27 protein-coding genes are annotated in these 24,445 nt (G+C 43.4%); 23 read left to right on the forward strand and 4 right to left on the reverse strand.

The genetic code is table 11. The annotated features are described in order from the left end of the window. The first annotated feature begins 5 nt into the window (after positions 1-5). From I2E70_RS06235 to I2E70_RS06315, 17 genes are all read left to right on the forward strand, one after another. Positions 6-863 (forward strand): MetQ/NlpA family ABC transporter substrate-binding protein, encoded by an 858-nt coding sequence (locus I2E70_RS06235; protein ID WP_195424006.1) that lies wholly within the window; start codon positions 6-8, stop codon positions 861-863. A gap of 72 nt (positions 864-935) precedes the next feature. After that, complete coding sequence (locus I2E70_RS06240; protein ID WP_009731554.1) at positions 936-2,309, forward strand: M20/M25/M40 family metallo-hydrolase; 1,374 nt, start codon at positions 936-938, stop codon at positions 2,307-2,309. After that, positions 2,302-3,369 carry a methionine ABC transporter ATP-binding protein gene (locus tag I2E70_RS06245; protein ID WP_195424009.1) on the forward strand — a complete coding sequence of 356 codons (1,068 nt, stop codon included), beginning with the start codon at positions 2,302-2,304 and terminating at the stop codon, positions 3,367-3,369. The genes I2E70_RS06240 and I2E70_RS06245 overlap by 8 nt, the downstream gene beginning before the upstream one ends. Then, entirely contained in the window at positions 3,366-4,058 is a 693-nt protein-coding gene (locus tag I2E70_RS06250) for a methionine ABC transporter permease (protein ID WP_129299796.1), read from the forward strand. The genes I2E70_RS06245 and I2E70_RS06250 overlap by 4 nt, the downstream gene beginning before the upstream one ends. Positions 4,059-4,073: 15 nt before the next feature. Next, positions 4,074-4,652 carry an MptD family putative ECF transporter S component gene (locus I2E70_RS06255; RefSeq protein ID WP_195424012.1) on the forward strand — a complete coding sequence of 193 codons (579 nt, stop codon included), beginning with the start codon at positions 4,074-4,076 and terminating at the stop codon, positions 4,650-4,652. 17 nt (positions 4,653-4,669) lie between these two features. After that, positions 4,670-5,518: an SAM hydrolase/SAM-dependent halogenase family protein gene (locus I2E70_RS06260; RefSeq protein WP_195424015.1), complete on the forward strand. Its 849-nt coding sequence runs from the start codon at positions 4,670-4,672 to the stop codon at positions 5,516-5,518. 13 nt (positions 5,519-5,531) lie between these two features. Continuing rightward, positions 5,532-6,083: an ECF-type riboflavin transporter substrate-binding protein gene (locus I2E70_RS06265; RefSeq protein ID WP_195424018.1), complete on the forward strand. Its 552-nt coding sequence runs from the start codon at positions 5,532-5,534 to the stop codon at positions 6,081-6,083. 139 nt (positions 6,084-6,222) lie between these two features. Next, entirely contained in the window at positions 6,223-6,417 is a 195-nt protein-coding gene (locus I2E70_RS06270) for a helix-turn-helix transcriptional regulator (protein WP_003005328.1), read from the forward strand. A 28-nt stretch (positions 6,418-6,445) separates the two neighbouring features. Then, the gene (locus I2E70_RS06275; RefSeq protein WP_195424021.1) at positions 6,446-6,928 is read left to right on the forward strand and encodes a DUF6773 family protein; all 483 of its coding nucleotides are present in this window, start codon (positions 6,446-6,448) and stop codon (positions 6,926-6,928) included. Positions 6,929-6,938: 10 nt separating this feature from the next. Next, entirely contained in the window at positions 6,939-7,430 is a 492-nt protein-coding gene (locus I2E70_RS06280) for a DUF6773 family protein (RefSeq protein ID WP_195424024.1), read from the forward strand. 151 nt (positions 7,431-7,581) lie between these two features. Beyond that, entirely contained in the window at positions 7,582-8,565 is a 984-nt protein-coding gene (locus I2E70_RS06285; RefSeq protein WP_195424026.1) for a rhodanese-related sulfurtransferase, read from the forward strand. Between the two features lie 99 nt (positions 8,566-8,664). Next, positions 8,665-9,570: a DUF4299 family protein gene (locus tag I2E70_RS06290; RefSeq protein ID WP_021153739.1), complete on the forward strand. Its 906-nt coding sequence runs from the start codon at positions 8,665-8,667 to the stop codon at positions 9,568-9,570. Positions 9,571-9,727: 157 nt separating this feature from the next. Then, positions 9,728-10,501 (forward strand): nucleoside phosphorylase, encoded by a 774-nt coding sequence (locus I2E70_RS06295; protein ID WP_195424028.1) that lies wholly within the window; start codon positions 9,728-9,730, stop codon positions 10,499-10,501. Next, entirely contained in the window at positions 10,502-12,205 is a 1,704-nt protein-coding gene (locus I2E70_RS06300) for an ABC transporter ATP-binding protein (protein WP_195424029.1), read from the forward strand. It begins immediately after the preceding gene. Further along, on the forward strand, positions 12,177-13,007 hold the full coding sequence (locus I2E70_RS06305; RefSeq protein ID WP_195424030.1) for an energy-coupling factor transporter transmembrane component T family protein: 831 nt from the start codon (positions 12,177-12,179) through the stop codon (positions 13,005-13,007). Before I2E70_RS06300 ends, I2E70_RS06305 begins: the two co-directional genes overlap by 29 nt. A gap of 4 nt (positions 13,008-13,011) precedes the next feature. Continuing rightward, positions 13,012-13,764, forward strand: a complete 753-nt coding sequence (locus I2E70_RS06310; RefSeq protein ID WP_195424031.1) for an SDR family oxidoreductase — start codon at positions 13,012-13,014, stop codon at positions 13,762-13,764. A gap of 83 nt (positions 13,765-13,847) precedes the next feature. After that, the gene (locus tag I2E70_RS06315; protein ID WP_195424032.1) at positions 13,848-14,750 is read left to right on the forward strand and encodes a carbohydrate kinase family protein; all 903 of its coding nucleotides are present in this window, start codon (positions 13,848-13,850) and stop codon (positions 14,748-14,750) included. 214 nt (positions 14,751-14,964) lie between these two features. On the opposite strand, the gene rsmG is transcribed toward I2E70_RS06315, so the two are convergent. Continuing rightward, positions 14,965-15,678, reverse strand: coding sequence for a 16S rRNA (guanine(527)-N(7))-methyltransferase RsmG (gene rsmG / locus I2E70_RS06320; protein WP_195424033.1), 714 nt, complete (start codon positions 15,676-15,678; stop codon positions 14,965-14,967). Positions 15,679-15,748: 70 nt separating this feature from the next. On the opposite strand from rsmG, the gene I2E70_RS06325 reads away from it, so the two are divergent. Together I2E70_RS06325 and htpX are read left to right on the forward strand one after the other, a co-directional pair. Continuing rightward, a complete protein-coding gene (locus I2E70_RS06325; RefSeq protein WP_061564262.1) occupies positions 15,749-16,309 on the forward strand; it encodes a LemA family protein in 561 nt (186 codons plus the stop codon). Position 16,310: 1 nt separating this feature from the next. Then, on the forward strand, positions 16,311-17,207 hold the full coding sequence (gene htpX / locus I2E70_RS06330) for a zinc metalloprotease HtpX (protein WP_195424034.1): 897 nt from the start codon (positions 16,311-16,313) through the stop codon (positions 17,205-17,207). Between the two features lie 26 nt (positions 17,208-17,233). On the opposite strand, the gene I2E70_RS06335 is transcribed toward htpX, so the two are convergent. The 3 genes from I2E70_RS06335 to I2E70_RS06345 all read right to left on the reverse strand — a co-directional run bounded on the left by I2E70_RS06335 (position 17,234) and on the right by I2E70_RS06345 (position 19,596). Further along, a complete protein-coding gene (locus I2E70_RS06335) occupies positions 17,234-18,451 on the reverse strand; it encodes an MFS transporter (RefSeq protein ID WP_195424036.1) in 1,218 nt (405 codons plus the stop codon). Beyond that, positions 18,448-18,624, reverse strand: a complete 177-nt coding sequence (locus I2E70_RS06340; RefSeq protein ID WP_195424038.1) for a hypothetical protein — start codon at positions 18,622-18,624, stop codon at positions 18,448-18,450. Before I2E70_RS06340 ends, I2E70_RS06335 begins: the two co-directional genes overlap by 4 nt. A gap of 111 nt (positions 18,625-18,735) precedes the next feature. Then, positions 18,736-19,596 carry a helix-turn-helix domain-containing protein gene (locus I2E70_RS06345; RefSeq protein ID WP_195424040.1) on the reverse strand — a complete coding sequence of 287 codons (861 nt, stop codon included), beginning with the start codon at positions 19,594-19,596 and terminating at the stop codon, positions 18,736-18,738. Between the two features lie 204 nt (positions 19,597-19,800). Here I2E70_RS06345 and I2E70_RS06350 point away from each other — a divergent pair, with 204 nt between their 5' ends. The 4 genes from I2E70_RS06350 (at position 19,801) to I2E70_RS06365 (ending at position 24,245) form a co-directional block, all read left to right on the forward strand. Beyond that, on the forward strand, positions 19,801-20,340 hold the full coding sequence (locus tag I2E70_RS06350) for a YceD family protein (protein ID WP_195424043.1): 540 nt from the start codon (positions 19,801-19,803) through the stop codon (positions 20,338-20,340). 124 nt (positions 20,341-20,464) lie between these two features. After that, positions 20,465-21,943, forward strand: a complete 1,479-nt coding sequence (locus tag I2E70_RS06355) for a flotillin family protein (RefSeq protein ID WP_003017392.1) — start codon at positions 20,465-20,467, stop codon at positions 21,941-21,943. Positions 21,944-22,112: 169 nt separating this feature from the next. Further along, positions 22,113-23,537 carry an NADP-dependent phosphogluconate dehydrogenase gene (gndA, locus tag I2E70_RS06360; protein ID WP_195424046.1) on the forward strand — a complete coding sequence of 475 codons (1,425 nt, stop codon included), beginning with the start codon at positions 22,113-22,115 and terminating at the stop codon, positions 23,535-23,537. A gap of 9 nt (positions 23,538-23,546) precedes the next feature. Further along, on the forward strand, positions 23,547-24,245 hold the full coding sequence (locus I2E70_RS06365; RefSeq protein ID WP_195424048.1) for a response regulator transcription factor: 699 nt from the start codon (positions 23,547-23,549) through the stop codon (positions 24,243-24,245). Positions 24,246-24,445 lie beyond the last annotated feature (200 nt).

The following is a 24,445-nucleotide window of genomic DNA, read 5'->3' on the forward strand; positions in this document are numbered from 1 at the left end:
TCAAAATGAAATTGAAAAAAATTCTTGGTTTAACAGCTCTTGCAGCTATTGCAACATTTGCTCTTGCAGCATGTGGTTCTTCAAAATCATCTAGCAAAGATGGTGAAACAACTGTAAAAGTGGGTGTTATGACTTTGAGCGACACTGAAAAAGCTCGTTGGGATGCAGTCGAAGAAAACCTCAAAGGAAAAGGCATCAAATTGGAATTCACCCAATTTACAGATTACTCACAACCAAACGTGGCTGTAAAAGATGGTAGTGTAGATATCAATGCTTTCCAACACCACAACTTCTTGGATAACTGGAATTCTAAAAATGATGATGCGCTTGTCTCTGTAGCGGATACTTACATTGCTCCAATCCGTCTCTACTCTGGTACAGAAAACGGTAAAAATAAATACACTTCTATCAAAGAAATTCCAAAAGGTGGAACCATTGCCGTACCAAATGACCCAACAAATGAAAGCCGTGCCTTGTATGTCTTGCAATCAGCAGGTTTGATTAAATTGGATACCAAAGATGGTCAATTGGCAAACGTGTCAAACATTAAAGAAAATCCAAAAGATTTGAAGATTTCTGAATTGGATGCTTCACAAACACCATCTGCTCTTCCATCAGTAGATGCTGCAGTCATCAACAATACCTTCGTTCGTGAAGCAGGCGTTGATTTCAAAAAAGCTATCTATGTTGAAAAGAAAGACAACAACTCAAAACAATGGTACAACGTGATCGCTGCTAAGAAAGATTGGGAAAAATCTGATAAAGCAAAAGCAATCAAAGAAATCATCAAAGCCTATCACAAAGACAATGTGAAGAAAGTGATCGAAGAATCTTCAGAAGGAATGGACCAACCAGTCTTCTAAGATTTGATCTCAAGTGTATGAAGGAGGTGGAGAAGCAATTCTCTACCTCTTATCGTGTATTAGGAGGAATGCATGCCTTTTGCAACAGAAGCGGAACAAATCCGTAAATTTGAAAATGATGAGGTCGCACAACATTATTTTGAAGTGTTGCGAACCTTGATTTCAAAAAAATCCATCTTTGCCCAACAAGTAGGTCTCAAGGAAGTGGCCAACTATTTGGGGGAAATTTTTACAGCTGCAGGAGCCAAAGTCGAAGTTGATGATAGCTACACAGCCCCTTTTGTGATTGCCAAATTTTTCTCCCCAAATCCAGACGCAAAAACCATCATCTTTTATAACCACTATGATACAGTACCAGCGGATGGAGACCAACCTTGGACGGGAGATCCTTTTACCTTATCGGTTCATTACGGGACCATGTACGGTCGAGGGGTTGATGATGACAAGGGACATATCACAGCTCGTCTCACAGCTCTTCGAAAATACATTCGTGAAAGTGGCGATTTGCCAGTCAATATCACCTTTATCATCGAAGGGGCAGAGGAGTCTGCATCGACTGACTTGGATAAATACTTAGCTAAACATAAAAAACACTTGCGTGGGGCAGACCTCTTAGTGTGGGAACAAGGTACCCGAAATCATCAGGGTCAGTTGGAAATTTCTGGTGGTAGCAAAGGGATCGTCACCTTTGATATGGTGGTGAAGAGTGCAGAAGTGGATATCCATTCCAGCTATGGTGGTGTCGTAGACTCTGCTTCCTGGTATTTGTTAAATGCCATTGCAAGTCTACGTGACAAAGAAGGTCGAATCTTGGTGGATGGGATTTACGATCAGATTCAAGAACCCAATGAACGCGAGCTCGCTTTGATTGAACAATATGCCAACAAAGGCCCAGAAGATGTTGCAGAAACCTATGGTCTTACTCTCCCCGTCTTGAAGGAAGACCGGAAAGAATTCTTGCGCCGTTTCTATTTTGAACCAGCCTTGAATATTGAAGGTTTTGGTTCTGGTTACCAAGGTCAAGGTGTCAAAACGATTCTTCCAGCAGAGGCGCGTGCCAAGATGGAGGTGCGCTTGGTTCCAGGACTAGATCCCAAAGATGTCTTAGAAAAGATCAAGCAACAATTGAAGAAAAATGGCTATGATCAGGTCGAATTGGTCTACACTCTCGGTGAAATGAGTTACCGAAGTGATATGAGTGCCCCTTCGATTTTAAATGTCATTCGGCTAGCCAAAGATTTCTATAGAGAAGGGGTTTCAGTTCTTCCAACAACAGCGGGAACAGGACCAATGCATACAGTATTTGAGGCTTTGCAGGTACCTATGGCAGCCTTCGGAATTGGTAATGCCAATAGCCGTGACCATGGGGGCGATGAAAATGTGAAAATCGCCGATTATTACACCCATATTGAATTGATAAAGGAGTTAATAGCAAGTTATGAGTAAAGCAATGATTCAGCTGGACCACATTGATGTGACCTTCCAGCAAAAGAAACGTCAGATTCAAGCTGTCAAAGATGTGACCATTCAGATCAATGAAGGCGATATCTATGGGATTGTAGGTTATTCCGGAGCCGGAAAATCTACCTTGGTTCGGGTGATCAATCTCTTGCAAGTGCCTAGCACCGGAACCATCACTGTGGATGGAGATGTGATCTACCAAAATCAAGTAACTTTGAAACCAGCTGCCCTAAGAGAGAAACGTCGGGATATCGGGATGATCTTCCAACACTTCAACTTGATGGCTCAAATGACTGTCGCAGAAAATGTTACCTTCGCTCTTAAACATTCTAAATTGAACAAAGAACAAAAGAATGAGAAAGTGGCGAAATTGTTGGAACTAGTCGGTCTAGCTGACCGTGCAGAAAATTACCCAGCCCAATTGTCTGGTGGTCAAAAGCAACGGGTAGCGATTGCGCGTGCCCTTGCCAACGATCCAAAAATCTTGATCTCAGATGAGTCAACTTCAGCCCTGGATCCGAAGACGACCAAACAAATTCTAGCTTTATTGCAAGAATTGAATAAAAAACTAGGCTTAACCATTGTCTTGATCACCCATGAGATGCAAATTGTCAAAGACATTGCCAATCGCGTAGCCGTGATGCAAAATGGCGAATTGATCGAAGAAGGATCTGTTTTAGATATCTTCTCGAATCCGAAAAATGCCTTGACCCAAGACTTTATCACTGTTGCAACAGGAATCGATGAAGCCATGGTGAAAATCAACCAACAAGCGATTGTTAAGAACTTGCCAGATGATTCGATTTTAGCGCATCTCAAGTATGCAGGTTCTGTAACAGATACAGCGATCATCAATGATATTTACAAGCAGTACCAAGTATCTGCCAACATTTTATTTGGGAATATCGAGATCCTTGATAACACGCCTGTTGGAGAGTTGGTGGTCATCTTATCAGGTGAAACTCAAAATCTGGAAACGGCCAAAGCTGAGTTAGAAAATGCAGGAGTTTCCGTGACTATTGTGAAAGATGGGAGAAAAGCATGATCCAGTTAATTCAAACATATTTACCAAATGTCTATAAATTAGGGTGGTCTGGCCAGTATGGTTGGGGAACCGCTATTTACCTGACCCTTTATATGACCGTTATTTCCTTCATTATTGGTGGATTTTTAGGTTTGGTGACAGGGCTTTTATTAGTCTTGACCCGTCCAGGTGGCGTCATCGAAAATAGAATCGTTTTTCAAATTTTGGACAAGATTACTTCTTTGTTCCGCGCCATTCCCTTCATTATCTTGTTGGCCTTTATTAATCCATTGACTTACTTGCTCTTGAAAAATACCATCGGACCTACAGCAGCCCTTGTTCCATTGTCCCTAGCTGTCTTTCCATTCTTTGCTCGCCAAGTCCAAGTGGTCTTGTCCGAATTGGATGGTGGTGTGATTGAAGCGGCCCAAGCCAGTGGGGCAACCTTCTGGGATATTGTCGGTGTCTACCTTCGTGAAGGGCTTCCAGATTTGATCCGTGTAACAACCGTGACCATCATTTCCTTGATCGGGGAAACCGCCATGGCTGGTGCCGTTGGGGCAGGAGGACTAGGAACCTTAGCCATCAACTACGGGAAAAACATGTTTAACAATGATGTCATCTTTGTAGCGACCTTGTTGATTCTCATTCTGATCGTTCTGGTCCAATTTATGGGCGATTTCCTATCTAAGAAAATTAGCCACCGGTAATGATGGGATAGATACATGAAAATAATACAGAAACATCAGTTTAAGCAGGTTGCGGCCTTTGCAGGCTTGTATTTTCTTGCTATTTGCTTAGGCGTCCTGCTTGGAAGTCTGGTTGATCATCGAGGCAACATGTTTTATGCTCCAGCCTTCTCTGCTCTAGTTGGTGGAGCCATCTATCGAGTCTATGTTGAAAAAATTCAACGAACAGGAGCCATTCTAGTCGTTGCTCTTGTGATTGGTGCTTTTTTCCTTTTCACTCGTCATGGGGCCGGAGCTTTTCTTCCTGCTCTTGTTGGAGGCCTCTTGGCTGAATTGGTCGCAGCCCGTGGCCACTATCAGTCGAAGCTAGGCAATGCGCTTTCCTTCCTCCTCTTTTCCTTTACGACGACAGGGCCCATTCTTATGATGTGGATCCAACCGGCTAGTTACCGTGCTTCTTTACTAGCCCGTGGGAAGTCGATGGATTATATTGAACGCGTTATGGTACCGTCGAATATGGGAACGGTGAGCTGGTTTATACTGACCCTTCTTCTTGGAGCTCTACTAGGTTATCTTCTTGGACAATTGGTCTATCAAAAGCTAGATAGAAAATGATATGATGGAGAAGAAATATGCACAATAATTTACTAGTCCTTCAGTCAGACTTTGGTCTGGTGGATGGGGCTGTCTCTGCTATGATCGGGGTTGCCTTAGAGGAATCACCAACCCTCAAGATACACCACTTGACCCATGACATTACACCTTATAATATCTTTGAGGGAAGTTACCGCCTCTTTCAGACAGTGGATTACTGGCCTGAGGGGACAACCTTTGTTTCGGTCGTCGATCCGGGTGTCGGCTCTAAACGAAAGAGCGTCGTAGCCAAAACGGCCAAAAATCAATACATTGTCACACCAGATAATGGGACCCTCTCTTTCATCAAGAAACATGTAGGGATTGTTGCCATTCGTGAGATTTCAGAGGTGAAGAACCGCCGGGCCAATACAGAGTTTTCTTATACCTTCCATGGGCGCGATGTCTATGCCTATACAGGAGCTAAGTTAGCCAGTGGCCATATCAGCTTTGAGGAAGTGGGTCCAGAACTCAGTGTTGAACACATTGTAGAAATTCCAGTGGTGGAGACCATCTTTGAAGAGAACTTAGTTAAAGGAGCAGTCGATATTCTCGATGTGCGCTTTGGTTCTCTGTGGACTTCGATTACTCGGGAAGAGTTTAATCATTTGGAACCCGAATTTGGGGAACGCTTTGAAGTGACCATCTATAACAATGACATGCTGGTTTACCAAAACCAAGTGACCTATGGCAAGTCTTTCGCTGATGTGCGGATTGGACAGCCAATCCTTTATATCAATTCCCTCTACCGTGTTGGTCTTGCCATCAACCAGGGATCCTTTGCCAAGGCCTATAATGTAGGAGTTGGAGCTTCTTGGCATATCGAAATTAGAAAAATGGAAAATTAATAGGAGATAAAATATGAAACAAAAACAAGCTTTTTCAATTAAGGATGTTGTAGCCATTGGGGTTGGAGCAGCCCTCTTTGTGGTCATTGCGATGATTCCAATTCCGGCACCTGCACCGAATACGAGTATTCAGTTGCAATATGCCCTTCAGGCCCTCTTCAGTGTAGTTTTTGGACCAATTGTTGGTTTCTTAATGGGCTTAATTGGTCATGCCATTAAGGATGCTATGTCAGGTGGTCTATGGTGGACTTGGATCATTTCAAGTGGTTTGTTTGGACTCTTTGTTGGTTTCTTCCGTAAGCAAATCGGTGAACTTAAAGGGGAAGTGACGAAGAAAGAATTGATCGTCTTTAACGTTGTGCAAGTCATTGCCAACTTGCTTATTTGGGGATTGATTGCACCGATTGGGGATGTGATGATCTACAAAGAAAGTGCCAACAAGGTCTTCCTTCAGGGTGTTGTAGCAGGTTCTGTCAATGCTTTAGTTGTAGCTATTGCAGGTTCTCTTCTCTTGATTGCCTATGCTCGTACCCAAACAAAAGACGGAAGTTTGTCTAAAGATTAATCATAAATAAGAAGAGAAAGCCTGAGAAACCAGGCTTTTTTTGTTTATCAAAAATATTTTTTACAAAATGTAATATATATATTGCAAAATAGAAAATATAGTGTATAATAGAGCTATAAAAACAAGAAAGGAAAAACATGTGGCGAAAAATCTCAAATTAAAAATGGCCCGGGTCGAGCATGATATGACCCAGGGGGATCTTGCAGATGCCATCGGGGTGACGCGTCAGACCATTGGTCTGATTGAGGCGGGAAAGTACAATCCGACCCTCAGCCTCTGCCTAGCAATTTGTAAGACCTTGGATAAGACGCTGGATCAACTGTTCTGGGAATAACAGTTTTAACAATAGAAAGAGGAAATAAATGAAACAAAAGAAAGAACCAATTGTAAAAGATGAGCGGACCATGCTGCTTGATGGAAAAATTGCAGGGGAACTTGTTCTAGGAATGACCTGCTTTATTGCAGTCTCTGCCTTTGTGAAAGCTAGTATCCTGGACTTGGACCTAATAGCCTATATTCCAGAGCTCATTCTCTTGATTGTCATGGGAGCTTATGCCTTTGTGAGAAGGATCAGTTCAGGGATTGATGTTCGAGATATGTTCGAAAGAGATAGCTGGTTGAGCCGCCTTGGGTCAGGTCTAGTCTTTGCTGTGCTGTTGATAGCCATGGATGTGATTGGAAAGCGAGAGGCAACGAGCTTTATCTTGAGTCCCAAGTATCTGGTCAAAATTTTATTAGAAATCGTCGTCTTTGCCATCTTGACTTATCTGCTTGAAAAACCACTTGCTCTTATCAATCGGAAAAAACAAGAGAAGATAGAGGCAGAGTTAGAGGATGAAGAATAAGGAGAAAGCAATGAGATTACAATTGCTGAACAAACAAATCATAGATGAACGAGAAGAAAGCTTAGCTAATAAGGCTGGAGCTGAGACGTCTGGTTTTCTGTTCCTTACCTTAACTGTTTTTAGTGTGGGATCCATTTTTACGTCTAAGGTGGCGTTAAGTCCAATCATGGTGGTAGCCTTACTCATCGTCTCAGGATTGTATTATTCGGTTCGTTGTCAACGATTGGGTGTACGGTTTATCAGCTATAGCTACCTCAATCTAACTGGTATGGTAGTAGTGACCTCTATTCTTTCCTTATTCATCTGGGCTCAGAATTATCAATTAAACCAAGCTGTCTATCACCATAATCCTTTTCATTCAAAATTCTTGCTGGTACTTCCTATTACCTTTTTACTGAATTTCCCAATTGTAGGGGGTGTGAATGCTGTTGTAATGCTGCTTGCAAAAGTAGAGAAAAAACGCTATGAAGCCTATCTGGATCAGTTGGAAAAAGAAGAGTAGTTAGTTGGAACCTTATTTTCGTCGAAAAAAAAGTCTGGAACCCCAGGCTTTTATTTTTCAGTCAAATTAATTGCATCCCGTATGGAGGCAGAGTATACTAGAATGGTTGAATGAAAAATTCTGATAATTTAATCTTAGAAAAGAGAATCTTATGGCAAAACCTATTCGTGTTTTACTTTACTATAAATATGTTCCCATCGAAAATGCAGAACAATTTGCGGCTGACCACTTGGCTTTCTGTAAGTCGATTGGCCTCAAAGGGCGTATCCTAGTGGCTGACGAAGGAATCAATGGAACTGTTTCTGGTGACTACGAAACGACGCAAAAATACATGGACTACGTTCACAGCCTTCCGGGTATGGAAGACCTTTGGTTCAAGATGGATGAGGAAGAAGAACAAGCTTTCAAGAAGATGTTCGTCCGCTATAAGAAAGAGATCGTCCACCTTGGATTAGAGGATGATAACTTCGATAACGACATCAATCCTCTTGAAACAACAGGTGCTTACTTGTCGCCAAAAGAATTTAAAGAAGCTCTTCTAGACGAAGATACAGTTGTCCTTGATACTCGTAACGACTACGAGTACGACCTTGGACACTTCCGTGGGGCTATTCGTCCAGATATCCGCAATTTCCGTGAGTTGCCACAATGGGTCCGTGATAACAAGGAAAAATTCATGGACAAGCGTGTCGTCGTATACTGTACTGGTGGAGTCCGTTGTGAGAAATTCTCAGGATGGATGGTGCGTGAGGGCTACAAAGATGTCGGTCAATTGCATGGCGGAATCGCCACTTACGGGAAAGACCCAGAAGTTCAAGGCGAACTGTGGGATGGGAAAATGTACGTCTTTGACGAGCGGATTGCAGTCGATGTCAACCATGTCGATCCAAGCGTTGTCGGAAAAGACTGGTTTGATGGAACACCATGCGAACGCTATGTCAACTGTGGAAATCCTTTCTGTAACCGTCGCATCTTGACCTCAGAAGAAAACGAAGACAAGTACCTCCGTGGCTGCTCACATGAGTGCCGGGTTCACCCTCGCAATCGTTATGTTGAAGAACACAACTTGTCACAAGCAGAGGTTGCTGAGCGTTTGGCCGTTATCGGTGAGACGCTTGATGGAGCACCTGCATAATGGAAACAAACAGTCTGAAAGCTCAGGCTGTTTTTATATGGAAATTGATTGAAAATTGTGCTATACTTTAGGTAAGCGATTTCACAAAGGAGAAAACAAATGAGTATCGTGTTTTCAATCAAAAATAAAAAGAGCTTATTTGGCTATCAGAAAGTACTCGCAGCACAGGAAGTTCTTAAATTAGTTGAAGGGTTAACAACTTACAACTATGATCCTGCCACCCTTCATCGTCCCTTAAATGATTTTGAAGGCTTGAACTGTATCGTATTTGGTAAGAGCGGTCTTCCTCTGCAGTTACGCTATTTTGATGAGGAAGAGTCTTATCAGATTCAGGTGCCCTCTTTTGCGATAGAAGAAGATTGGCAGTTGGCCCTTCGATGGCTTAGTCGCCTCGCAGAAGTATTAGGAACGGAGATTGTGGCCAGTGACGGCGTGAGCTATACTCCAGATTCTGTTTTCCATTTTGATTATGAAGTCGTCATCCTAGAAACGCTGGGTAATGTGACGAAAGAAAAAGATCTAAAAGAGTTTGAAGTACAAGGCTTCGCTCATCCAGTCTATTTGGATCGGGATACAGTGCAGGAAGTCTTGAACCATGTCCATCCACTAGAAGCCTACTCTGCCTTTATCAAGAAGATTCAATATAGTGCAGCATATTTCAGTCAAGTCCGTTTTTATCAACAGGAGGAGACAGGAGCCTTCTTAGCCAGCTATAGCTTGACAGAAGATACGGATACGGTCTTGCCAAGCGTGCCACATGTTCCTGCAGAATATGTAGAAATTGTGGGCTTAGCGGGTATCATTGATTGGCGAGTTCTATTGGTTGCGATCGATGGAGATCCGGATAAGCCAGAGAATTACCATCCAATTGGGTCTCTTGCTCTGAAGAACCTTATAGAAGCGCTAGAGCCAGATGAATACCAGCTGCTAGATGCTAGTCAAATTGAAATCAAAAAATTGTCCAAAGAACGCTTGCTAGAATTAGCGCAGTTGGAAAACAAGTAAAAAATATCGCAGTGAACTGTCCCTTCGACGTTTGATCCTAAAAATCTAACGTCTGGGAGCAGTTCTTTTTTATACTCCTTCCTTTGATCAAAAACCAATGACTAGGCTAATTGTGGTATAATAGGGACCTAGAAGTAGAATGAAAGAGGTGCACGAAATGCTGTTAGAAGAATTTGATGCCAATCGACAGGCGATTATCAATCCACAAGACTTACACCAACCAATTGAAGGATTTCCCAAAGTAGTCATTTCTTGCTTTTCAAGAGTAACTTTTGCTCGCCTCCTTGAAAATTATGAACATGAGGTCATTGCAAGAACCTCCATGGCCAATTTTGAAGTCCTGGTCTATGGGATCACTATTGGAGACCAACAGATTGGTGCCTTTAATGCACCAGTTGGGGCTGCTTCCTGTGTGGGGATTATAGAGGACCTGATTCAATTTGGGATGGAAAAACTGGTGCTCTTTGGAACCTGTGGGGTTTTGGACAGGGATATCGAAGCAACCTCCATCATCATTCCAACGGCTGCTCTTCGCGACGAGGGGACCAGTTACCACTATCTTCCGGCTAGTGATGAAGTGGAAGTAAACAAGAAAACCCTCCCTCTCTTCCAAGCCTTTCTGGACAGTCACAAGGTTTCTTATCAGTCAGGAAAAGTGTGGACGACAGATGCACCCTACCGGGAAACCATCGACAAGATGAAGCGACGAAAGGAAGCAGGAGCCATCTGTGTGGATATGGAATGTTCGGCAGTGGCAGCCTTAGCAGCTTATAGGGGCTTTGAGCTCTGCCATTTCTTCTATGCAGCTGACCACCTCTCGGAAGAAAAATGGGATATCCGAACCTTATCTAGTCATGAGGATTTAGATAGCAAGGATCGCATCGCGGAGTTAGCCATCCAATTTGCGCTCTTTTGGGAAAAGGCAAACTAAATGAAAGAAGCAATGATTGAACTGAAGGATTTTTCCTTCCAATACAAGGCACAGTCTGAGCCAACTTTAAAAAATCTCAACTTAACCATTTATAAGGGGGAAAAGGTTCTGATTGTTGGGCCATCTGGTTCTGGAAAATCAACGATTGGCCAGTGTCTAAATGGGATTATCCCCAATATCTATAAGGGAACCAGTAGTGGAAAATTCCTCATTCAGGGGAAAGAAGTCTTTGATCTCAGTATTTATGAGAAATCTCATTTGGTCAGTACGGTTTTGCAAGATACAGATGGCCAGTTTATAGGTTTGAGTGTCGCAGAAGACTTGGCTTTTGCCCTTGAAAATGACATGGTGGATCTGAGAACGATGAAAGAGCGTGTGCAGAGTTGGGCAGAACGCTTAGATTTGATGAAGCTCTTGGATCATCGGCCACAAGATTTGTCCGGTGGGCAAAAACAGCGAGTGAGCTTAGCAGGTGTCCTGATTGACGAAAGTCCGATCCTGCTCTTTGATGAGCCACTGGCTAATCTAGATCCCAAATCGGGTCAGGATATCATAGATCTGATTGATCAGATTCATGAAGAGCAAGGGACAACAACTATTATCATCGAACACCGTTTGGAGGATGTGCTCTATCGTCCGATCGATCGGGTCATCTTGATCAATCAAGGGCAAATCCTCTTTAATGGGAGCCCAGATGAGTTGTTGAGGACGACACTGCTGGCTGAAAATGGGATTCGTGAACCTCTGTATTTAACAACTCTTCGCCAGCTAGGGCAGGATATCGATCAATTGGAGCATCTAGATCGTCTAGAAGATATCGAGCTTACTGGTGTGAATCGTTCCATTCCAGAAGCGACCTTTACAAAAACTGGAGAAGCAGAAGAACTATTGAAGTTGGAGCAGATTTCCTTTGCCTATCAAGAAAATCATCCGATCTTAAAAGATATATCCCTCAGTATACCTAAGGGGCAGCTCTTAGCGATTGTCGGGAAGAATGGAGCAGGGAAATCAACTCTTGCGAAAGCCATCTGTGGCTTCATTGCAACAGAAGGACAATACACCTCTAGAGGTGAAGATATCAAGCAGGAGAGTGTCAAGGAACGGGCAGAGCGAGTCGGCTATGTCCTGCAAAACCCCAATCAAATGATTTCGACCAATATGATTTTTGACGAAGTTGCTCTAGGTTTGCGCTTGCGGGGTGTCGCTGAAGAAGACATCAAAGAGCGTGTCTATCAAGCACTGAAAACTTGTGGTCTCTATGAGTTTCGTAAATGGCCGATTTCTGCTCTCTCATATGGGCAAAAGAAACGGGTGACCATCGCCTCTATACTAGTTTTAGGACCAGAAATTTTGGTCTTGGACGAGCCGACAGCAGGTCAGGACCAACGCAATTACACTGAAATCATGGAATTTCTAGATAGCTTGCAAGAAAAAGGCCATACCATTGTCATGATTACCCATGATATGCAACTGATGTTGGATTATTCTGATCGTGCACTTGTGGTATCAGACGGACAAATTCTAGCTGATCTCTCACCTGCAGAGCTGTTCACTCATCCGGATATTTTACAAGAGGCTAATCTCAAAGAGACTTCGATTTTTGCCTTAGCCAATCGATTAGGAATGGATCCCTTGGCGCTAACGCAGTTTTATATGCAACAGAAAGGAGTAGGTCATGAAGCATCGATTAGTCGGCTACCATGAGGGGACGAGTTTTCTTCATCGCCTTTCAGGTGCGAGTAAGTTACTCTTTCTTCTTTTTGTATCTCTTGCGGCCATGTTGAGTTATGATACCCGGCTCCTTCTAGGAATTGGTGTAGGCGCCTTGCTTTTATTCTCTACAGCTCGTATTCGATTTCGGGATATTTCATTTGTACTTGCATTTGCTCTTGTTTTTGCACTGTTAAATGTTGTCATGGTCTATCTCTTTGCCCCCCAGTATGGTGTAGAGATCTACGGGGCAAAGACTATACTGATGAAGGGGTGGGGTTCCTATAGTATCACCTCGCAGGAACTCTTTTATCTTTTTAATCTAGCTCTTAAGTATGTCTGTACCATACCTCTAGCCTTGATTTTTTTGATGACGACCCATCCTAGTCAGTTTGCTTCAAGCCTCAACCAAATTGGCGTATCTTACAAGATTGCCTATTCTGTCAGCTTGACTCTGCGTTACATTCCTGACGTACAAGAAGAATATCAAACGATTAAATTGTCTCAGGAAGCCAGAGGGGTGGAATTGTCCAAAAAGGCCAAGCTGATCAAGCGGATCAAAGGCAATTTACAAATCATCTCTCCCTTAATCTTTAGCTCACTTGAGCGGATTGATAGTATTTCTACAGCCATGGAATTACGTCGCTTTGGTAAAAATAAAAAGCGGACCTGGTATTCTCATCAAGCCATGGAAATGAAAGATTATGGGATGATTCTATCAGCCTTGGCTGTTCTGGTTTTGAGTATCGTCCTGATCTTTCTCAATCAGGGACGTTTTTACAATCCATGGAGGTAATGACATGTCAGAAACGATTTTAGTAACAGGAGCTTCAGCTGGTTTTGGTCAAGCGATTTGCCGTCGCTTAGTAGTAGATGGATACCGTGTGATCGGATCAGCTAGACGCATTGAAAAATTACAGGCTCTTCAAGAAGAGCTGGGAGAAGCTTTTTATCCCTTGCAAATGGATGTGATGGAACCTTCTCAGGTAGATCATGCCCTTGCTAGTTTGCCAAAAGCTTGGGAGAGAATTGATGTCTTGGTGAATAATGCTGGCTTGGCCCTAGGCCTCGCTCCAGCTCATGAAGCAGAGATCGTAGATTGGTTGACCATGATTCAGACCAACATTATCGGTCTGACCTATTTGACCCGGCAAATCCTCCCCCAGATGGTGGAAAGAAATGACGGTTATGTCATCAATATGGGGTCAACTGCTGGGACAGTGCCCTATCCAGGAGCTAATGTTTATGGTGCTTCCAAGGCCTTCGTTAAACAGTTCTCATTAAATCTGCGCGCTGACCTAGCTGGAAAGCAGATTCGGGTGACCAATATTGAACCTGGTCTCTGTGAAGGGACTGAATTCTCGACGGTTCGCTTTAAAGGAGATGAAAAACGAGTAGAAGCTCTCTATCGAGATGCCCATGCCATTCAGCCTGAAGATATAGCCAACACGGTGTCTTGGCTTATTCAACAGCCCAAGCATGTCAATGTCAACCGGATTGAAATCATGCCGGTTTCCCAAACCTTTGGCCCTCAACCTGTTTATCGAGATTGAAAAGAGAAACAACCAATCCACAAGGCATTGGTTGTTTTTTATGTTTCCTCTGGTATAATAGAAGGCAAAGTAAGGAGAAAAAGATGACAGCTGCGTTAATTATTGGTTCTACCGTTTGTGATGTGATGATCTACTTGGATCGGTTGCCGAGTCGTGAAGGAGATGCTCATATTGATCACCAGCAATGGTCTGTGGGAGGTTGTGCATTTAATGTCGTCAATATTCTTCATTTTTTGTCGCAACCCTACCAGTTTGTCTCGCCTGTTGGTTCTGGGATGTATGGTGATTTTATTCGGAGAGAGCTGAAACAATTAGGGATTTCCTCCTCCATCTCATTAGAAGGGGCCAATGGGTGCTGTTATTGCTTTGTAGAGTCTGATGGTGAGAGGACCTTCTTATCAGATCACGGAGTGGAGTATAGCTTCCGAGCAGAGTGGCTAAAAGAGATCAAGACAGATCCGTTTGATTACATCTACTTGTGTGGCCTTGAAGTCGAGGAGCCAACCGGTCTTGCATTGGTGCAGTCTGTTTCGCAATTAGAAGGCCAGGTGATTTTCGCACCAGGACCACGCGGACTTATGATTCCCAAAGATCGACTGGAAGCAATTTATGATCTGCATCCGATTCTCCATGTTAATGAGGCTGAAGCACTGGCTTTTTCTGGGTGTAGAGAGATCCAGCCAGCCATCGAACGTTTGTATCAGAGAACGGGGCAATTAGTCATTGTCACCTTGGGGGAAAAAGGAGCGGTTGCCTATGATGGCAACTGGTATGAGGCGGACGGTTTCCCAGCAGAAGTCGTTGATACAGTAGGTGCTGGGGATAGCCATGTCGGAGCTTTTCTGTCAGCCCGATTAGAAGGCTTAGATATCGCGCAAGCCTTAAGCTTTGCCAATAAAGTCTCTAGTCAGATTGTTGCAAGTAAGGGAGTTCATCTGACTCAGGAACAGTACCAAGTACTAAGAGCAGAACTCGCACAAAACTAAAAAGAGAGTGGGACAGAAATCGGTAATTCGTTAGAATTCGATTTCGTCGCCCCACCTCCGCACAGTTGAGTAGGGCTGTAAAAGCTGATGAAATCAGCGTAGTAGAGCCCACTAAACCACTGCGTCTTGCTCGACAATCCAAAGACAATTGAGAGGCTAGGACTTTTGTCCCAGCCTCTTTTTTGACTTTATCCGCTTGGCCCTTTGTATCTTATTACAAAGGCCGCTTATTGGGCAAGCCTGCTTTTCTTGGGTATTTGTTGGGTGTTTCTTTTTTCTTCTCCACAATAGTGATGTAGCGAGGATCCCCATTTGGCAATTCATACTGTAGATTGTCTTCAACCTTACTAAATAGCAGGTTGAGGGCGTTTTTGGCTTCCTCCAACTCTTCTGGAGCATTGCTAGCTTTAAGTGCGAGGAGGCGCCCCCCTACTTTCAAATAAGGAATGGTCAGCTCAGAAAGGACCTGCATCCGAGCAACGGCGCGCGCAGTTACGAGGTCAAATTGAGCACGGAAGGCCTTGTCTTGCGCAAAGTCTTCAGCTCGTCCATGGTAGAAATGAACTCCGCTCAAGCCTAACTCTTCAGCTAGTAAGTGGAGAAAGTTGATCCGCTTATTGAGGGAATCAATGATGGTCACATCCAACTCAGGGAAAAGGATCTTCATTGGAAGACTTGGAAAGCCTGCACCAGCTCCGATATCCAAAAGACGGATGGGTTGGTTTTCGATCAACCCCTGCAAGATGGGGGCGATTGAATCATAGAAATGCTTGATATAGACCTCGTCTTTTTCGGTGATAGCGGTGAGATTAATTTTCTCATTCCATTCCACGAGGAGCTCGAAATAGCGTTCGTATTGTTCTTTTTGTCGATCAGTTAATGGGAAGCCGAAATCGGCTAAATGGGTATAAAATTCTTCTGGTTTCATAAGATAATTTTACCACAAAATAAGAGAAATTTGATATACTGGTAGAAAGAAATGAAAGGAATTCAATAAAATGATTTGGATTATTCTTGGGATCCTTGTGGTCCTTGTGTTGATGGTAGTAGGAGTTTACAACGGTTTAGTGAAAAGTCGGATGCAAACTCGCGAAGCTTGGAGTCAAATCGATGTACAATTGAAACGTCGGAATGACTTGATTCCAAACTTGATCGAAACGGTTAAAGGGTATGCCAAGTACGAAGGAGATACACTTGCTAAGGTCACTCAACTTCGCCAACAAGTAGCTCAAGCATCTTCACCTGCAGAAGCAATGGCAGCCAGTGATGCTCTTTCACGTCAAGTTGCAGGCATCTTTGCGGTTGCTGAAAACTACCCAGATTTGAAGGCTAACACCAACTTCATGCAATTGCAAGAAGAATTGACCAATACAGAAAATAAAATTTCTTATGCCCGTCAATTATACAACAGTGTGACAAGCAACTACAATGTGAAATTGGAAACTTTCCCAACAAATGTAATTGCTGGAATGTTTGGCTTCAAACAAGCCGAATTCCTTCAAGTGCCTGAAGAAGAAAAAGCAGTACCAAAGGTGGACTTTAGCGGATTAGGAGACTAATATGCTGTTTGACCAAATTGCAAGCAATAAAAGGAGAACCTGGATTCTCCTTATTGCTTTTTTCATACTCTTGGCCCTCATCGGAGCAGCCGTCGGCTACCTCTGGTTAGGCTCCTCTCTTGGTGGCGTCATCCTTGCTTTGATTATTGGTGGCATCTATGCCTTTAGCATGATTTTTCAATCAACGGAAGTTGTGATGCGAATGAATGGTGCACGCGAGGTGACAGAAGATCAAGCTCCTCAACTTTACCATGTTGTCCAAGACATGGCCATGGTGGCTCAGATTCCTATGCCCCGTGTCTATATTGTAGACGATCCGTCCATGAATGCATTTGCGACAGGGTCCAATCCTCAAAATGCGGCTGTTGCAGCAACGACAGGTCTTCTAGCTGTGATGAATCGTGAGGAATTGGAGGGAGTTATTGGACACGAAGTTAGCCATATTCGCAATTACGATATCCGCATCTCCACTATTGCAGTTGCTCTTGCCAGCGCCATCACGATGCTATCAAGCATTGGTGGCCGGATGATGTGGTGGGGCGGTGGCCGTAGACGGGATGATGATCGAGAAGGAGGCAGTGGTTTAGAAATTATTATTCTGATCCTTTCCTTGATTGCCATCGTATTAGCTCCGTTAGCGGCGACCTTGGTACAGTTAGCCATTTCTCGTCAACGGGAGTTTCTAGCGGATGCTTCAAGTGTCGAATTGACACGGAATCCTCAAGGGATGATCAATGCTCTTTTGAAACTGGATCATAGTGCACCCATGCAGCGAGAAGTTGATAGTGCCAGTAGTGCTCTCTTTATCAACGATCCCAAAAAGGAATCCGGTTTTCAAAAGCTCTTTTATACCCACCCACCCATTGCTGAACGGGTCGCTCGCCTAAGAAAAATGTAAAGTAAATCCACCCAACGGTGGATTTTTTATTTGGTTGTTAAGAGGAGGGTAGTGAAACCAAGGATGGCAAAGATCCCCCAAGCTAGGGGAAGGCTCCAGATAGCTAGACTAGAAAAGAGAGCTGTCCCAAGTGGCATGGCAAAGCTGACCATCAGTCCCAAAAAGCTAGAGGTAGAAGCTAATTTTTCAGCGGGTAATTTGCTCATTAAAAGGCTGGAAACTTTTGGGTTGATTTTTGCTACAAGATAACCAAGGAAAGTGATGAGTAGAAGGGAAAGAATGTTCCAGTGCATCAGGATGTTTGTAAGCCCAAGCATGGTCAGTCCACCTGCGATCCACAGGAGGGTATGGTGGAGCGATTGCTTGGAAAAATAATCGTGGGGTGTCAGACTAGCCCAGACCATACTTAAAATAGTCACAGCCTCTAGGATCAAGAGGGATTGGCTAAAGCTCAACTGAAAGAAGGGAGAGTGAAGCAGTTGCAAATTGTAGATACCAGAGATGGATCCACCTAAGGCATTGATGAGAACCAATGAGAAGAGCAACTTACCAAAGTGGTGGACCTCCTCATCTGCAAAAATACTTTTAGCGTTCTGGTACATCTCTTGGCATTCGTGTATCAAAGAATTCTTGCTTTTGGGCTCAATGACGGGATCATGTGTCAGCTGCTTTTTTCTCATCAGGAGACAAGTGGAAGACAGGAGAAAAGCCAGTGCATTGATTGAAGCGACCAGGGCAAAATTTTGATGGCTGATGGCTAGCAGCCAAACTCCTAGAGCTTGTCCAGTAATCGAGCAGACCATACTAAGTAGTTGGTTGAAAGAATAGGCCTCCATCAAATCCTCGTCGGGGATGTTCTTTTTCATGATGGGGAGTTGCAAGCCTCCGCGATAATCACTCAAACAATCTGAAACTATGTTTAAGAAGCAAACAATCGAAAAGGCTAGGTAACCCGGAATCTTGGTCATGAGAGCAATAAGGATGAAGAGGATGGCTTGAAGATAGCCAATGCGGATCAACCAGTTAGCTTTTTTCTTCGTGCGGTCAGCCTTCATCCCGACAAAAATGGTAAAGAGGCTAGGAATAAATACAATGAGATTGGCAATGCCAACTGCTAGGCTCGGTTGCGGCATACTGGCAGCAAAGACCACAAAGACCAGATTGTAGATGGCAGCGCCAAGGGTATTTAAAAAGCGAGAAAGGCTGAGTAAGGCAAAAATTTTATTACGAGCTAAGAGTTTCATAAGCCTTCCTCCTTCACGTGATCAGTTGGTAGGACTTGTTTGATGGATCGAAAGATCTGTTTGAAGAGATCCAACTTCTCCTTTTCAGAGAGAGCTAGTTCCTGATCCTTCAGATAGACGCTGGTATGTGAGAGAAGAAAGCGGAGGAAGCGGCTTTTTAGTTTGGTTATCATGGGAAGAACCTTCTTTCTTTACTTGATAGTCCTATTGTAAACCTAAAAAGTAAGAAAAAATTAATGTTGCATATTTTCAACAAAAACTCACGGAACAGATCTGTGAGTTTCTTAGGTTTCTTTGATGAGTTCCTGCATGCCCTGCCTGTAGTAGCGGGCACTGTCCTTGCAATCAAGAATGGAGAGGACCTGAATGGCCTGCTCCATCTTTTCAAGACCAATTTCTTTCTCTCCCTTTCGATAGAGAAATTCTCCTTTGGCGTAGAGATAAACCGTCCGATGGTAGGCTTCATTTTCGGAGTAAAAGTGGTCCTTGATCAACTGATCAAAATAGGTTGCATCTTCAAATTCATTTGAACTAATGGCCAGAAAGAAGCCATTAAGAAAAATAGAGTTAAGGGCAGGACGAGAGGAATCTAGGAGAAGCTTGAAATCCTCCCTTTGGACCAACTCCTCTGTGTATTGTCGATAGAGGCGACTAGAGAAAAGTGGAGAGGTCAGAGAGAACAGGTTCAATTCAAAATTTCCCCAGATCATGACAGAGAAGAGATAATCATGGAGGAAATCCAGTTCCTCTTGGCTAGCAGCCAACTCTACCTCAGGATAGAAGCCAAGCATTTTGGCCTTGAGAATAATGCTGGCTAAGAAGTCTTCTTTTTTGTGATCTTTCTGATAGGCTAGCTGGTAGTTTTGGTACAAGGCTTGATCGTGTTCCAAGCTCATGTTTTCATAGTGCTCTTTCAACAATTTGGGAATAAAAGAGTGCTGATCGATTCCAGCTAGATGGGAAAACTCACTGAGGCTCGTTTTGATCTGTTGAAGGGCCTGAAAAAAACGTTGCGTGGTCAGGTCATTTTCCCCTCTTTCAAATCGAGATAGCATGGAGCGCGAAAATTCGCCACCCGTAGCTTCCTCTAAAGAGATGTGGCGACTTTCACGTATTTGCCGAAAAACAGCTCCGATTTCTTTCATGAATTCTCCTCTATCTAACATTGCTCAATGCCCTAGCCAGTGACCCTCTTTTGTCCAAGAGATGGTGGGACCTTGTGTACAACACCAATTGGCCTAGTTACTGTATCTTTTTTCATGATTATAACAAATTTTTGAGGAGACTTCTTGGTTGAGGGGCAGCTTCATGATATACTAGTAGTATCTAGAAGATTTGAGGACAAAAGAATGAACCTATTTACACAAGAAATCCGTAAAAATCCTGAAGGACTAGCCTTTGATCAAGAGTTGGATTTGTTAAAGGATCTGCAAAAGCGTAATCCAGAAATTCTTGATTTAAAGAATGTGACAGCGACAGGACGAGTAGCCTATGATACAGGCCTCTATGTCTTGGATTACCAGTTGACCTACACCATCGTTTTGGCATCTAGCCGAAGCATGGAGCCTGTTGAGCTTCAAGAGTACTATCCTGTAACAGAGGTGTTTGCGGAGGATGTACAGTCTGACGCAGATATCGAGGCCCTAGAGGAAGACTTGATCCTTCCAATCGAAGGTGGGAAGATTGACCTGAGTGAGAGTGTAGCGGATAATATTCTGCTCAATATTCCTCTCAAGGTTCTCACTCCAGAAGAAGAGGCTGGACAAGGTTTTATCGAAGGCAATGATTGGAAAATCCTGTCCGAAGAAGAATACCAAGCCGCTCAAGCGATCAAGAAAGAAGAAAACAGTCCTTTCGCTGGTCTAAATGGCTTGTTTGACGAAGAATAAGCTAGAGATTGCATTTGATAAATTTAGACATAAATACAGGTCTTTTCTTTGAGGAAAGGCCTTCTTTTGATATACTAGGATTAATAAACAACAGAGGGGAGACCTCTAAAAAAGGAGAAAAAGTATGGATACTTTATTTATTCCAGGTTGGTTGATTACTTTTGTAATCGTAGCCATTCTTGTATTGATCTTGTTGGTCAAAGGGTATGTCAATGCTAAACCCAACGAAGTCGTGGTCATTACCGGTCTTCGGAAACAACGTCACTTGCGTGGGAAAGCTGGCTTTATGATTCCCTTTGTCGAACAACGCTCTTATCTTGATATTGAGCAATTCTCGACAGATGTTCGGACGTCAGAAGCAGTCCCAACACTGGACTTCATTAACGTCCGTGCCGATGCAGCTGTTAAATTAAAAATTGGTACTACCGATGAAATGATTGCCCGGGCTGCAGAAAACTTCTTGAACTGGAATACGACAGATATTTCCAACTCTGTCCAAGATGTCTTGGAAGGAAACTTGCGGGAAGTGATCGGTCAGATGGAGCTCCGTAAGATGGTCAATGACCGTCAAGAGTTTGCCTCAAAAGTGCAGGACAACGTAGCGCCAGACTTGGCTAAAATGGGTCTAGAAGTCATCGCCTTTACGGTTCAATCCTTCTCTGATGAAGGGGGAGTCATCGATAACCTTGGGATTGAAAATGTTGAAACCATTAAGAAAGATGCCTTGATTGCCAAAGCCAAAGCAGAACGTGAACGCAAGGAAGTCGAAGCAGAACAAGATAAATTGGCTAACGACAAACGCGTCGCTGCCGATCTTGAAATTGCGCAAAAACAAAATGAACTGAAACTCAAACAAGCAGCCCTCAAGCAAGAAGCAGACATTGCCCAAGCAAAAGCAGATGCCGCTAAAGGAATTGAGGCAGAAGTGCAACGTCGTGAACAAGAGCGCGTGGCAGCCGAAGCCAATATCATGAAACAGGAAAAAGAAGCGGAAGTCAAAGAGCGCGAAGTTAAGGTTCGTGAGCAAGAATTGGATGCCAACATCCGCAAACAAGCTGAAGCTGAAAAATATGCGCGTCAACAAGCTGCAGAAGCAGAATTGATCGAACGCCAACGCAAGGCCGAAGCTGAACTCTTCGAAACACAAAAAGAAGCCGAAGCTCGGAAAGCCCAAGCCGAAGCTGAGAAATTTGCCCAATTGCAAGAGGCCGAAGCTATTGAAGCCAAAGGTCGTGCCGAGGCTGAAGCTATTCGCTTGAAACTGGAAGCCGAAGCCAAAGGTTTGGACCAAAAGGCCGAAGCGATGAAGAAAATGCAAGAAGCAGCCATTACTGAAATGGTCGTTGACAAGTTGCCTGAAATTGCGCGTGCTGTCGCAGAACCATTAACCAAGGTTGATAAGATCACCATGTACGGGGAAGGCAATGCTTCTAAGATGGTGGGCGATATTATGCAAAGTATCGACCAAGTCTCTCAAGGAGCCGGATTTGATATTCGTCAATTGCTAGCAGGAGCCCTTGGGGTCAATATGACGGTCAATAAACTCAAAGAAGGAGAACAACCGGTCATTGAAGCAGAGGAGTTAGCTTCAAAAGAAGATTAATGTCATTCATCAGGAAGTGTCTGAGAACTGTTTCTCGGGCACTTTTGTTTTTAAGATCAAATGACTTGCATGATCTTCTCCCTCTTAGAGAAGGCGGGAAGCTATTTTCTGCTTTCATTTGATGTCAAAAAATGGTAGAATATAGGCAAACTATAAAGAGGAGTGTCACATGACTAAAGCAAACTTTGGTGTTGTTGGTATGGCCGTAATGGGTCGTAACCTTGCCCTTAATATCGAATCTCGTGGCTACACAGTTGCCATTTTTAACCGTAGTAAAGAAAAAACAGAAGATGTTGTTGCTTGCCATCCTGATAAGAACTTTGTGCCAAGCTATGATATCGAAAGCTTCGTAAACTCTATCGAAAAACCACGCCGTATCATGCTCATGGTTCAAGCAGGACCTGGTACAGATGCAACCATCCAAGCCCTTCTTCCACATTTGGATAAAGGCGATATCTTGATTGACGGAGGAAATACTTTCTACAAAGATACCATCCGTCGGAACGAAGAGTTGGCAAACTCTGGTATCAACTTTATCGGTACAGGGGTTTCTGGTGGTGAAAAAGGTGCCCTTGAAGGTCCTTCTATCATGCCTGGTGGACAAAAAGAAGCCTATGAATTGGTAGCAGATGTTCTTGAAGAAATCTCTGCAAAAGCACCAGAAGATGGCAAACCATGTGTGACATACATCGGTCCTGATGGAGCTGGCCACTATGTGAAAATGGTCCACAACGGGATCGAGTACGGGGATATGCAATTGATCGCAGAAAGCTATGACCTCATGCAACACTTGCTTGGCCTTTCTGCAGAAGACATGGCTGAAATCTTCACTGAATGGAACAAGGGTGAGTTGGACAGCTACTTGATTGAAATCACAGCTGATATCTTGAAACGCAAAGACGATGAAGGTCAAGATGGACCAATCGTAGACTACATCTTGGACGCTGCAGGAAACAAAGGAACTGGTAAATGGACGAGCCAATCAGCGCTTGACCTTGGTGTGCCATTGTCACTCATCACTGAGTCAGTATTTGCTCGTTACATCTCTGCCTACAAAGAAGAACGTGTACACGCTAGCAAGGTTCTTCCAAAACCAGCTGCATTCAAATTTGAAGGAGACAAGGCTGAGTTGATCGAAAAAATTCGTCAAGCCCTTTACTTCTCAAAAATCATCTCTTACGCACAAGGTTTTGCGCAATTGCGTGTTGCTTCTAAAGAAAACAACTGGAACTTACCATTTGCGGACATCGCATCTATCTGGCGCGATGGATGTATCATCCGTTCTCGTTTCTTGCAAAAGATCACAGATGCTTACAACCGCGATGCAGATCTTGCTAACCTTCTATTGGATGAGTACTTCTTGGATGTCACTGCTAAGTACCAACAATCAGTTCGTGACATTGTAGCTCTTGCTGTTCAAGCAGGTGTACCTGTACCAACCTTCTCAGCAGCCATCACTTACTTCGATAGCTACCGTTCAGCGGATCTTCCAGCGAACTTGATCCAAGCACAACGTGACTACTTTGGTGCTCACACATACAAACGTAAAGACAAAGAAGGTACCTTCCACTATTCTTGGTACGACGAAAAATAATCTTGCTCTATGGTCAAACGAGTTCTACTAGTAGAAAATGAGAAGCAAATCGCTCGCTTCATTGATTTGGAACTTCAAAAAGAGGGGTATCAAGTTGATGTGGTCGAAGATGGGAAAGCGGGTCTGGCCTTGATTGCTGCGACCAAATATGATCTGATCTTGTTTAATTACGATTTGTCAGATATGTCTGGTGAAACATTCGCAGAGGAAATCAGTCAGATTCGCCCAGCTTCTGTTTTGATTGTTTTGGATAGCCGCGAAAAAATTGCTGAGCACAAAGAGAGTATTCAGCACTTTGCTGTTTCCTATATGGTCAAACCCTTTATTATCAGCGATTTGGTAGATAAGATCACAGCCATTTTTAGAGGACGTGATTATATTGACCAACATTGTAGCCAGATGAAAATCCCAACATCATACCGCAATTTGCGCATTGATGTGGAACACCATACCGTCTATCGTGGGAAAGACATGATTAGTTTAACCCGCAGAGAGTATGATCTCTTAGCGACCCTGATGGGAAGCAAAGGAGTGGTGACACGAGATCAGTTATTGGAGAGTGTCTGGAAGTACGAGAGTACAGGTGAGACTAATATTGTGGACGTCTATATCCGTTATCTCCGTGGGAAAATTGATCTACCAGGTCAAAAAAGCTATATTAAGACCGTTCGTGGGATTGGCTATGCCATGCAAGATGCATTAGAATAAAATATTCGAACCCTTAGAGGGTTCGAATATTTTTATACTCCAAGGGAAACGTTTGCGTTTGGAAAGGATGGGTTTTAAAAAGGATTTGGCTTAAAAAAGATAAAAAATGATAAAATTTGGAGAAAAAATGAATGTAAGGCTTTACAAATTTTTAAAATGTGGTATACTAGAAGCAAATTAAGCGCAAACGTTTTCTTAAA

This window comes from Streptococcus parasanguinis (genome assembly GCF_015556095.1).
Lineage (GTDB): Bacteria > Bacillota > Bacilli > Lactobacillales > Streptococcaceae > Streptococcus > Streptococcus parasanguinis_Q.